The sequence below is a fragment of the Vermiculatibacterium agrestimuris genome, from assembly GCF_943193085.1.
In the GTDB taxonomy this organism is placed as follows: Bacteria; Bacillota; Clostridia; order Oscillospirales; family Oscillospiraceae; genus Vermiculatibacterium; species Vermiculatibacterium agrestimuris.
The window spans coordinates 139,896-150,694 of the sequence record NZ_CALPCU010000002.1 but is presented as its reverse complement, the minus strand read 5'-3'; the positions used below and the strand labels follow the sequence as shown (position 1 = coordinate 150,694).

The window sequence follows — 10,799 nt, the reverse complement described above, 5'->3', positions numbered from 1 at the left end:
GCCGTCTTTGGCCGCCCTCACTTTTTTGCTTGTGTTCTGTGGGATTTGTTGGTACAATAGGGGGGCTAAATACGGAAATTCAAAGGAGTACGCTATGATCACCGTTACCGATCTCTCCCTCAATTATTCGGGCACCCCCCTCTTTTCCCACGTGGATCTGCAGTTCATCAAGGGCAACTGCTACGGCATCATCGGGGCCAACGGGGCGGGGAAGTCCACCTTCCTGAAAATTTTGTCCGGCCAGCTGGAACCCACCTCCGGCGAGGTGTCCGTTCTGCCCAACACCCGCATGTCGGTGCTCAAGCAGGATCAGAACCAGTACGACGCCTACAGCGTCATGGACACCGTCCTCATGGGCAACCAGCACCTCTACGACATCGGCAAGGAGATGAACGCCCTCTACGAGAAGGAGGACTTCACCGACGAGGACGGCATCCGGGCCGCCGAGCTTCAGGCGGAGTACGCCGAACTGGGGGGGTACGAGGCGGAGTCCGAGGCCAGCCGCATCCTCCAGGGTCTTGGCGTGGGCACCGGGTACCACGACACCCAGATGGAGAACATGGACGCCCGGCTCAAGGTGAAAGTCCTGCTGGCCCAGGCCCTGTTCGGCAACCCCGATATTTTGATGATGGACGAGCCCACCAACAACCTGGACATTGCCGCCACCAACTGGCTGGAGGACTTCCTGCTGGACTTTGAGGGCACCGTCATCGTGGTCAGCCACGACCGGCATTTCCTCAACACCATCTGCACCCACATCGTGGACATCGACTACAACAAGATCAAACTCTACGTGGGCAACTACGACTTCTGGTACGACGCAAGCCAGCTCATGCAGCAGCTCCAGAAGAACCAGAACAAGAAAAACGAGGAGAAGGCTCAGGAGCTCAAGGAGTTCATCTCCCGCTTCTCCGCCAACAAGTCCAAGAGCAAGCAGGCCACCGCCCGGCGCAAGCTCTTGGAGAAGATCACCCTGGAGGAGATCCCCGCCTCCTCCCGCCGCTACCCCTGGGTCCAGTTCTCCCCCGACCGGGAGGTGGGCAAGGACATCCTCTTCGTCACCGACGTGAGCAAGACCGTGGACGGGGTGAAGGTGCTGGACAAGGTGAGCTTCATGGTGAATCACGGGGACAAGATCGCCTTTGTGGGGGACAACGAGAACGCCCACACCGCCCTGTTCAAGATTTTGACCGGGGAGTGGGAGCCCGACGAGGGCACCGTGAAGTGGGGGCAGACCGCCACCTTCTCCTACTTCCCCAAGGACAATACCCAGTTCTTCGAGGGCTGCAACGACAACCTGGTGGAGTGGCTGCGCCAGTTCTCCTCCGACCCCCACGAGGCGTATCTCCGGGGCTTTTTGGGCCGTATGCTCTTCTCCGGGGACGACGTGTATAAGCCGGTGAAAGTCCTCTCCGGCGGGGAGAAGGTGCGGTGCATGCTCTCCCGGATGATGCTCTCAGGAGCCAATGTCCTCCTGCTGGACCAGCCCACCAACCACCTGGATCTGGAGTCCATCGCGGCGGTGAACAACGGCCTGGAGGCGGTGAAGTGCAACGTGCTCTTCTCCTGCCACGACCACCAGCTGGTGGAAACGGTGGCCAACCGTGTTTTCGATTTCACCCCCGAGGGCAAGCTTATCGACATGCCCATGACCTACGACGAGTATCTGGCCCGCCAGGCGGCGGAGGGATAAAAGGCCGCTTTTCAAATGGAATAAAACGTGATATACTATTATGCTCCAAACATTTCCTCGCAAGGAGGACGGATATGCGCAAGGATATCATATTGCCGGCAGTGGCGGCCGGGGCCGGAGCTCTGGGCTTTGGACTTCGCCGGTGGCAGCTGAGCTCCGGCTTCGAGCCGGATACCGGGCTGGCCATTCCCGGCGCGCCTGCCGCCGCGGCCCTGGTGGCCTGTTCGGCGGCCCTGGCGGCGCTGCTGCTCATTCTGGCCTGGGGACACAAGGAACGCATGGGCTGGGAGCGGGCCTTCCGGGGCGCGCGAAACTGTTCGGTCTACATGACCGCCATGGTCTTGGCCGCCTTCCTGCTGCTGGGCAGCGCCGGCATTGAGGTGCTGGCCTATCCCGGGAGCCTGCAGACAGCGCAGGCCGCAGAGAGCTGGGGGGTGCGGACGGCGGCCACGGTGCTGCCCCCCCTGCGCATCCTTCTGTGCCTGGGCGGCTGCCCCTGCGTTCTGCTTTGGTCGAGGAACCTCTACCGGGGCGGAGAGGGGGGCAAGGAGAGCCTTCCCCTGCTGGAGCTGTGCTTCCTCTTCTGCGTGTGGCTGGTGTCCAACTACCAGAGCTGTGCCGCTGACCCGGTGGTGATGAACTACATCTGGGAGGTGCTGGCCATCTGCTTCAGCCTGCTGGGACTCTATTATGTGGCCAGCTACTCCTTCTTAAAGGAGGCCCATCCCCGGCGGACGGTGCTGGCCTGCCTGATGGCGGTCTTTTTCTCCCTGACGGCCATGGGGGGCGGGCTTCAGATATCCGAGCTTTTGCGCTGCGGCTTTTCGGCGCTCTTTTTGGGAGGACACGCCGCGCTGATATTGCAGGAACATCCCGCTGAAGAGACGGCGGAGGAGAGCATCTCCGCTGAACAAAAGGAGACTGAGGACAATGCCTGAAAAATTTTATATCACCACCCCCATCTACTACCCCTCGGACAAGCTCCACATCGGCCACACCTACTGCACGGTGGCCACCGATACCCTGGCCCGGTATAAGCGGCTCCAGGGCTATGACGTCATGTTCCTCACCGGCACCGACGAGCACGGCCAGAAGATCGAGGACAAGGCCAAAGAGGCGGGTGTTACCCCTAAGGAGTTCGTGGACAATATTGTAGAGGGACCCCGGGGGGTCAAGGATCTGTGGAAGCTGATGAACATTTCCAACGACAGGTTTATCCGTACCACGGACGACTACCATGTGAAGGCCATCCAGCGCATCTTCAAGAAGATGTACGACAACGGGGATATCTATAAGGGCGTATACAAGGGCAAGTACTGCAAACCCTGTGAGAGCTTCTGGACAGAGTCCCAGTTGGTGGACGGCAAGTGCCCTGACTGCGGTCGGGAGGTGCAGGACGCGGAGGAGGAGGCCTATTTCTTCCGCCTGTCCAAGTACGCCGACCGCGTCCAGCATCTGCTGGAGGACACCGATTTCTTAGAGCCCCGCAGCCGGGTCAACGAGATGGTGAACAACTTTATCAAGCCCGGCCTGGAGGATCTGTGCGTGTCCCGCACCTCCTTCTCCTGGGGCGTGCCGGTGGACTTTGATCCCAAGCATGTGGTCTATGTGTGGATCGACGCCCTTTCCAACTATATCACCGCCCTGGGCTATGAAAACGACAAATATGACGACTACGACAAGGGCTGGTGGCCCGGGGTCAACATCGTAGGTAAGGAGATCGTCCGGTTCCACTCCATCATCTGGCCCGCCATGCTTATGAGCCTGGGCGAGCCGCTGCCCAAGAAGGTCTATGGCCACGGCTGGCTGCTGCTGGACGGCGGTAAGATGTCCAAAAGCAAGGGCAACGTGGTGGATCCCTATATCCTGGCGGAGAAGTTTGGGGTGGACGCCCTGCGGTTCTTCCTGATGCGCACCTTCCCCTTTGGCTCCGACGGCAATTTCTCCAACGAGGCCCTGATCCAGACCATCAACGTGGATCTGGCCAACGATCTGGGCAACCTGGTCAGCCGTACCACCGCCATGGTGGGCAAGTACTTCGGCGGCACCCTGCCTGTGGAGCGCCGGTATGAAAAGGAGCGGGACGACGAGCTGGCGTCCCTGGTCATGGGCCTGCGGGACAAGTACGAGCAGGCCATGGAGCATTACGCTCCCCACAAGGCCCTGGAAGAGGTGTTCCAGGTCGTTGCCCGGGCGAACAAGTATATCGATGAGAACGCCCCCTGGGTGCTGGCCAAGGATATGGGGGCCAATGCCTCCCGCCTGGCCAGTGTCCTTTACCACCTGCTGGAGGCCACCCGGGTCTGCGGTATCCTCTTGACCCCCTTTATGCCCCAGAGCATGGACAAGCTCTTTGCCCAGATCGGCGCGGGCGCTGCGATCCAAACTTGGGACAGCGCCAGCCAGTGGGGCGCCCTGCCTGCCGCCGTCACGGTGACCAAGGGCGACAACCTCTTCCCCCGCATCGACGCGGAGAAGGCCATTGCCGAGCTGGAGGAGGCTGCTGAGGCCGCCAAGAAGGCCGCCCTGCCGGCGTTGGAGATCGAGCCCTTCGTGGAGGAGAAGGTGGACTTCGACACCTTCTGCAAGTCCGACTTCCGGGCGGTGAAGGTGAAAGCCTGCGAGGCGGTGAAGAAAAGCGAGAAGCTGCTGCGCTTCACCCTGGACGACGGCACGGGCACCGACCGGCAGATCCTCTCCGGCATCCACAAGTTCTACGAGCCGGAGGATCTGGTGGGCAAGACCCTGGTGGCCATCGTGAACCTGCCCCCCCGGAAGATGATGGGCCTGGACAGCTGCGGCATGCTCCTGTCCGCCGTCCACACCGAGCAGGGGGAGGAGAAGCTGAACCTTATCATGGTCAGCGACGACATTCCCGCCGGGGCCAAGCTGTGCTGAGTGGAAGAAAGCGGGGCTCCAACAGGTAAAAAGGCGGTTTCAAAGGCCGTGAAAGCCCTGGGCAGGAGCCGGTGCGCCTGACGGGTGACAAAAAGAACCCGGCGGATGGTTGCCCTTTGGCCCTCCGCCGGGTTATTCTTACACCGTAAGGAGGGATGCCACGTGACGTTGGCGCAGCAGATACAGGCCCTGCGGAAAGAAAAGGGACTCTCCCAGGAGGAGCTGGGGGAGAAGCTGGGAGTGGCCCGGCAATCGGTGAGCAAATGGGAGAGCGGCGCCACCATACCGGAGCTGGACAAGCTCGTCGCCATGAGCAGGCTCTTCGGCGTGTCGGTGGGGAGCATTTTGGGCCTGGAGGAGACGGGGGAGCCGGATCACGAGCTCACCGAGCGGGAGCTGAAGGCTCTGGAGGCCATTGCCCAACGGCTGACCCCGCCGGCGCAGGAGCCCCAAAAGTGGAAAAAGTGGCCCCTGGTGCTGGCGGCGGTGGCCGTCATTGGGGCCGGGGCCTTTCTTATGAGCCGCATCAACGCCCTGGAAAACCAGCTCGGTGGCCTGCAGTACGACCTGTCCAACGTGCAGAATACCGTCTCCCGGGAGATAGGCTCCATCAGCGCCCAGGTGCGGGATCAGGTACGGGACATCCTGGAGGAGCAGGATAGCGTCACCGCCGGGAAGGACTATGGAGTGACGGGGATGGATCTGAAGGAGGGGACAGTGACGTTTACCCTCACTGCCACTCCCCGGGAGTACCGGGAGGGGATGCGGGCGGTGTTCTCCGCCACCGGCGACTTTGAAGCGGTGGAGGTTCCCGGCGTCCTGGGGGCGGGGCAGGCCTTCACGGGGTCGCTCACCTGCCCCCTGGCCGATGACATCACCCTGTCGGTGGGCTTTACCAGCGACGGCGTGACCATGAACCAGGAGCTGGGGCGGGAGCCGTATCTTCTCTCCGATACCCAGCTGTACTTCTACGGAAACCTGGGCTGGGCCATGACGGGCAGGGGAAGCGACAAGGCGGCCATCACCCGGCTGAACGCCAGACTGGAGGCGGTCTCTGACGGCCGGTTCTATGCCGACGGCGGCTGGCAGGAGCTGACGCTGACCACGGCCCAGCTGCGGCTGTGGAAGAACGACCAGGTGATCTGGAGCGACGACCCGGTAAAAGAATGGAAGGACGCGGTGTGGATGGAGGTCAACATCCCTGTCGAGGATCTGACGGTGGAGACGGGGGACAGGCTCATTCTGTCGGTGTATTATATGGACACCGCCGGCCGGCAGGGAGAGGCCTGGCTCAGCGGCTTTGAGGCGGAGCCGGACGGCGGTCTGGTTGCCCTGCAGGAGGAGGACAGCGGCCCAGTCCCCTGGGAAGGATCTGTATAAAAGAAAGACAGGGGGGCGGTTATTTCCGGCGGACAAGAACCGTCCCCCTGTCTTCAAAAATCCTGCGTAAAAAATGAAATTTGCTCTTGACTTCCCAATGGGTTTGTTGTATCATAATAGGGCGCCTGTTTGGGGCGTATTATGCGATGATGTGGGAGATTGCTCAGAAATGAGGTAACTTCCGCGGAGTATGTCCGTTGAATCGGGCGGCTGAGAGCCTCTGTTCACGCGTATATCGCCGTGCGGGGGGTAAACCGGCCAGCTATGTGCCGGTTTTCTTTCTGTCATGGAGTGATACGCACGAGAAAGTGGATAGAAAAATGACTCTCACCCGATACGAAGCGAGGACAACCAGAACCAACGCACTTCGTATTTTAAGGAGGAAAACAAGCATGGCTCAGAAAGAAATGATCCGTATTCGTCTTAAGGCTTACGATCACCAGCTCATCGACCAGAGCGCGGAGAAGATCGTGGAGACCGCCAAGCGCACCGGCGCCACCGTCTCCGGGCCCATTCCCCTGCCCACCAAGAAGGAAGTCGTTACCATCCTGCGGGCCGTCCACAAGTACAAGGACAGCCGTGAGCAGTTTGAGCGCCGCACCCACAAGCGGCTCATCGACGTCATCAAGCCCTCCCCCAAGACCGTGGAGGCCCTGATGAGCCTGGAGCTGCCCGCCGGTGTGGACATCGAGATCAAGCTCTGATCTCACCCAACTTTGTTGTACCGCGGTCTGCCGCCTATCGAGGCAGACGGGTCATGTCACGGCGAAAGCCCTGACCAATAACCTTAATTAAGGAGGAAGACACATGGAAAAGGCCATTATCGGCAAGAAGGTCGGCATGACGCAGATCTTCGACGAGGTCGGGCACGTGATCCCGGTCACCGTCATCGCCGCCGGCCCCTGCACCGTCGTGCAGAAGAAGACCGAGGAAACCGACGGCTACACCGCTGTCCAGCTGGGCTTTGAGGACGTGCCCGAGCGCAAGCTCACCAAGCCTGAGCTGGGCCACCTGAAGAAGGCTGGCGAGGGGATCTTGAAGAAGGTTCTCAAGGAGTTCAAGCTGAAGGATTGCGAGAGCCTCAACGTGGGCGACGTGATCGACTGCACCGCATTTGCCGAGGGCGACCGGGTGGATATCACCGGCGTGAGCAAGGGCCACGGCTTCCAGGGTGTTGTCAAGCGCCACGGCGCCGCTGTCAAGCGCAACACCCACGGCGGCGGCCCTGTCCACCGTCACCAGGGCTCCCTGGGCTCGGGCACCGATCCCAGCCGCATCTTTAAGGGCCGCGACGGCGCCGGCCACATGGGCGCTGAGCAGGTCACCGTGCTCAACCTGGACGTCATCAAGGTGGACGCCGAGCTGGGCGTCATCGCCGTGCGGGGCGCAGTCCCCGGCCCCAAGGGCGGCCTGGTGTATCTGAGAAACAGCGTGATCAACGTCAAGGAGAAGGGCGCCGCGGCCGACATCTCCAAGAACCCGCAGAAGGCTTCCGGGCGCAATCCCCAGAAGGCTTCCGCCCGCAACGCTTAAGGAGAGGAGAGAGTAAGACATGCCTAAGGCTAACGTTTTTGATATGGCCGGCAAGCAGGTGGGCGAGATCGACCTGTCTGAGGCCATCTTTGGCATCGAGCCCAACGTCAGCGTGATGCACGACGTGGTGAAAAACCACCTGGCCAACTGCCGGCAGGGCACCCAGAGCGCCCTGACCCGTGCGGAGGTCTCCGGCGGCGGCAGAAAGCCCTGGCGCCAGAAGGGCACCGGCCGGGCCCGTCAGGGTTCCACCCGGTCTCCCCAGTGGACCCACGGCGGCATCGTGTTCGCCCCCAAGCCCCGCAGCTACCGGTACACCCTGAATAAGAAGGTGCGCCGCCTGGCGCTGAAGTCCGCCCTCTCCGCCAAGGCCGCTGAGGGCAAGGTGCTGGTGGTGGACGGTCTCGGCATGGACGAGATCAAGACCAAGACCTTCCAGGGCTTCCTCAACACCCTGGGTTCCAAGAAGGCTCTGGTGGTCACCGCCTGCCCCAATGTGGTCAAGTCCGCCCGGAACATTCCCGGGATCGTGACGACCCCCGCTACGCTTATCAATGTCTACGACATTCTCAACGCCAATGAGTTCATCGTGGACAAGGCCGCTCTGGCCCAGATCGAGGAGGTGTTCGCGTAATGTCTGCTATGACTGCTTACGACATTATCAAGCGGCCCATCATCACCGAGCGCTCCATGGCCGGTACCGAGATGAAGCGGTACACCTTTGAGGTGGCCAAGGACGCCAACAAGATCCAGATCGCCAAGGCGGTGGAGGAGATCTTCGGCGTGAAGGTGGCCAAGGTCAACACCCTGAACATGCAGGGCAAGGAGAAGCGTCAGGGCCGTTGGCCCGCCGGCCGCCGCGCCAGCTGGAAAAAGGCCATGGTCACTCTGACGAGCGATTCCAAGTCCATCGAGCTGTTCGAGAACATGGTGTAAGGAGGAGATAAGAATGGCTATTAAGACATATAAGCCCACGACCCCCTCCCGGCGCCACATGACCGTGTCCGCTTTCGAGGGGATCGACAAGAAGGCCAAGCCTGAGCGCGGCCTGCTGGAGAACCTGAAGAAGAACGCCGGCCGCAACAGCTACGGCCGCATCACCGTCCGCCACCGCGGCGGCGGCAACAAGAAGAAGTACCGCATTGTGGACTTCAAGCGGGACAAGAACGGCACTGCCAAGGTGGTCAACCTGCAGTACGATCCCAACCGCTCTGCCAACATCGCCCTCATCGAGTACGAGGACGGCGAGCGCCGGTATATCCTGGCCCCTGTGGGCCTGAAGGCCGGCCACATCATCATGACCGGCCCCGGCGCCGACATTCTGCCCGGCAACGCCCTGCCCATCAATGAGATCCCCGTGGGTACGCTCATCCACAACATCGAGCTCTACCCCGGCAAGGGCGGCCAGCTGGTGCGCTCCGCCGGCGTGGCGGCTCAGCTGATGGCCAAGGAGAACGGCATGGCCCAGGTGCGTCTGCCCTCCGGCGAGATGCGGTATATCCGCCTGGACTGCATGGCCACCATCGGCCAGGTGGGCAACACCGACCACGAGAACATCCAGATCGGTAAGGCCGGCCGCAAGCGCCACATGGGCTGGCGGCCCACCGTCCGCGGCAGCGTCATGAACCCCAACGACCACCCCCACGGCGGCGGCGAGGGCAAGAGCCCTGTGGGCCGTCCCGGCCCGGTCACTCCCTGGGGCAAGCCCGCCATGGGTTACAAGACCCGCTCCAAGAAGAGCCGCACCGAGCAGTTCATCGTCAAGCACCGCAACAGTAAGTAAGGGAGGAGAGTAAAACATGTCTAGAAGCGTTAAGAAAGGCCCGTTTTGCGCCCCCGAGCTGCTCAAGCGGGTGGACGAGCTCAACGAGAAGAACGAGAAGAAGGTTCTGAAGACCTGGAGCCGCGCCTCCACCATCTTCCCCTCCTTCGTGGGCCACACCTTTGCCGTCCATGACGGCCGCAAGCACGTACCCGTTTACGTCACCGAGGATATGGTGGGCCACAAGCTGGGCGAGTTCGCCCCCACCCGGACCTTCAAGGGCCACTCGGGCAGCAAGACCGGCAAGTAAGGAGGAGAGAAAATGGAAGCGAAAGCAACTTTGAGATACGCCCGTATCTCTCCCCGTAAGGTCGGCGTCGTATGTGACCTCATCCGGGGCAAGAGCGTGGCTCAGGCCACCGCCATCCTGATGACCACTCCCAAGGCCGCCTCCGAGCTTCTCCTGAAGCTCCTCAAGAGCGCCGCGGCCAACGCGGAGAACAACCACCAGATGGATCCCGAGAAGCTGTACGTGTCCAGCACGTTCGCCACTCCCGGCCCCATCATCAAGCGCATCCGCCCCCGTGCCCAGGGCCGGGCGTTCCGGATCAACAAGCGCACCTCTCACATCACTGTCGCGGTAGCGGAAAAGGAGGCCAAGTAATATGGGACAGAAAGTCAATCCCCACGGCCTTCGCGTGGGCATCATCAAGGACTGGGACTCCCGCTGGTACGCCAAGAACGAGCTGGTGGGCGACCTGCTGGTGGAGGATCAAAAGATCCGTAAGTATCTGAAGAAGACCCTCTATTCCGCCGGTATCCCCCAGATCGAGATCGAGCGCGACAGCGCGAAAGTCCGCATCTACCTCCACTGCGCCAAGCCCGGCGTGGTCATCGGCAAGGGCGGCGCCGAGATCGAGCGCATCCGCCTCCAGGTGGAGAAGCTCATCGGCAAGCCCGTCGCCCTCAACATCGTGGAGGTAAAGAGCGTGGATACCAACGCCCAGCTGGTGGCTGAGAACATCGCCCAGCAGCTGGAGCAGCGCGTGGCCCATCGCCGCGCCATGAAGAACGCCATGGGCCGGGCCATGCGCTCCGGCGCCCTGGGCATCAAGATCTCCTGCTCCGGCCGTCTGGGCGGCCGGGAGATCGCCGGCGTGGAGCACTATCATGACGGCACCATCCCCCTGCAGACCCTCCGGGCCGACATCGACTACGGCTTCGCTGAGGCCGCCACCACCTACGGCCGCATCGGCGTGAAGGTGTGGATCTACAAGGGAGAGGTGCTCACCCAGACCCTGCGGACCACCCCCCGTACGCTGGATACCAAGAACTTTAAGGAGCGTCCTGACCGGCCCCGCCGGGATCGCCGGGACGGCGACCGCCGCGGCGGCTTCCGCCGGGATGGCGACCGTCGCGGAAGCCAGGGCCCGACCTACAACCGGGTGCAGAGCCGTCCGGCCCCCAAGGCCGCCCCTGCTCCTGAGGCCGCTCCCACTGCCCCTGAGACCCAGGAAGGAGGCCAAGACTAAT

Annotated in this window: 12 protein-coding genes; all 12 read left to right on the top strand. The window is 61.9% G+C overall.

The features are described 5' to 3' along the window. Nucleotides 1–94: 94 nt before the first annotated feature. On the top strand, nt 95–1,693 hold the full coding sequence (locus NFR87_RS01920) for an ABC-F family ATP-binding cassette domain-containing protein (protein WP_251445551.1): 1,599 nt from the start codon (nt 95–97) through the stop codon (nt 1,691–1,693). A 74-nt stretch (nt 1,694–1,767) separates the two neighbouring features. Next, nucleotides 1,768–2,631 (top strand): hypothetical protein, encoded by an 864-nt coding sequence (locus NFR87_RS01915; protein WP_251445548.1) that lies wholly within the window; start codon nt 1,768–1,770, stop codon nt 2,629–2,631. Beyond that, nucleotides 2,624–4,591 (top strand): methionine--tRNA ligase, encoded by a 1,968-nt coding sequence (gene metG / locus NFR87_RS01910; protein ID WP_251445545.1) that lies wholly within the window; start codon nt 2,624–2,626, stop codon nt 4,589–4,591. The genes NFR87_RS01915 and metG overlap by 8 nt, the downstream gene beginning before the upstream one ends. 162 nt (nt 4,592–4,753) lie before the next feature. Continuing rightward, a complete protein-coding gene (locus NFR87_RS01905; RefSeq protein WP_251445540.1) occupies nt 4,754–5,971 on the top strand; it encodes a helix-turn-helix domain-containing protein in 1,218 nt (405 codons plus the stop codon). A gap of 392 nt (nt 5,972–6,363) precedes the next feature. Continuing rightward, a complete protein-coding gene (rpsJ, locus tag NFR87_RS01900) occupies nt 6,364–6,675 on the top strand; it encodes a 30S ribosomal protein S10 (protein ID WP_251445537.1) in 312 nt (103 codons plus the stop codon). Nucleotides 6,676–6,778: 103 nt separating this feature from the next. Beyond that, on the top strand, nt 6,779–7,504 hold the full coding sequence (rplC, locus tag NFR87_RS01895; RefSeq protein WP_251445534.1) for a 50S ribosomal protein L3: 726 nt from the start codon (nt 6,779–6,781) through the stop codon (nt 7,502–7,504). A 19-nt stretch (nt 7,505–7,523) separates the two neighbouring features. Further along, a complete protein-coding gene (gene rplD / locus NFR87_RS01890; RefSeq protein ID WP_251445532.1) occupies nt 7,524–8,138 on the top strand; it encodes a 50S ribosomal protein L4 in 615 nt (204 codons plus the stop codon). A gap of 8 nt (nt 8,139–8,146) precedes the next feature. Further along, nucleotides 8,147–8,440 carry a 50S ribosomal protein L23 gene (gene rplW, locus NFR87_RS01885; protein WP_251445568.1) on the top strand — a complete coding sequence of 98 codons (294 nt, stop codon included), beginning with the start codon at nt 8,147–8,149 and terminating at the stop codon, nt 8,438–8,440. 13 nt (nt 8,441–8,453) lie between these two features. After that, on the top strand, nt 8,454–9,287 hold the full coding sequence (gene rplB / locus NFR87_RS01880) for a 50S ribosomal protein L2 (RefSeq protein WP_251445529.1): 834 nt from the start codon (nt 8,454–8,456) through the stop codon (nt 9,285–9,287). Between the two features lie 16 nt (nt 9,288–9,303). Then, nucleotides 9,304–9,576: a 30S ribosomal protein S19 gene (gene rpsS, locus NFR87_RS01875; RefSeq protein ID WP_251445526.1), complete on the top strand. Its 273-nt coding sequence runs from the start codon at nt 9,304–9,306 to the stop codon at nt 9,574–9,576. A gap of 12 nt (nt 9,577–9,588) precedes the next feature. Next, nucleotides 9,589–9,930: a 50S ribosomal protein L22 gene (rplV, locus tag NFR87_RS01870; RefSeq protein WP_251445522.1), complete on the top strand. Its 342-nt coding sequence runs from the start codon at nt 9,589–9,591 to the stop codon at nt 9,928–9,930. A 1-nt stretch (nt 9,931) separates the two neighbouring features. Continuing rightward, nucleotides 9,932–10,798, top strand: a complete 867-nt coding sequence (gene rpsC / locus NFR87_RS01865; protein ID WP_251445519.1) for a 30S ribosomal protein S3 — start codon at nt 9,932–9,934, stop codon at nt 10,796–10,798. The last annotated feature ends 1 nt before the right edge of the window (nt 10,799 follow it).

Coding starts and splice junctions, on each gene's coding strand:
- rplD (WP_251445532.1), top strand. CDS start 7,524: ATGCCTAAGGCTAACGTTTTTGATATGGCCGGCAAGCAGGTGGGCGAG.
- NFR87_RS01920 (WP_251445551.1), top strand. CDS start 95: ATGATCACCGTTACCGATCTCTCCCTCAATTATTCGGGCACCCCCCTC.
- metG (WP_251445545.1), top strand. CDS start 2,624: ATGCCTGAAAAATTTTATATCACCACCCCCATCTACTACCCCTCGGAC.
- rpsS (WP_251445526.1), top strand. CDS start 9,304: ATGTCTAGAAGCGTTAAGAAAGGCCCGTTTTGCGCCCCCGAGCTGCTC.
- rplW (WP_251445568.1), top strand. CDS start 8,147: ATGACTGCTTACGACATTATCAAGCGGCCCATCATCACCGAGCGCTCC.
- NFR87_RS01915 (WP_251445548.1), top strand. CDS start 1,768: ATGCGCAAGGATATCATATTGCCGGCAGTGGCGGCCGGGGCCGGAGCT.
- rpsC (WP_251445519.1), top strand. CDS start 9,932: ATGGGACAGAAAGTCAATCCCCACGGCCTTCGCGTGGGCATCATCAAG.
- rplB (WP_251445529.1), top strand. CDS start 8,454: ATGGCTATTAAGACATATAAGCCCACGACCCCCTCCCGGCGCCACATG.
- rpsJ (WP_251445537.1), top strand. CDS start 6,364: ATGGCTCAGAAAGAAATGATCCGTATTCGTCTTAAGGCTTACGATCAC.
- rplV (WP_251445522.1), top strand. CDS start 9,589: ATGGAAGCGAAAGCAACTTTGAGATACGCCCGTATCTCTCCCCGTAAG.
- rplC (WP_251445534.1), top strand. CDS start 6,779: ATGGAAAAGGCCATTATCGGCAAGAAGGTCGGCATGACGCAGATCTTC.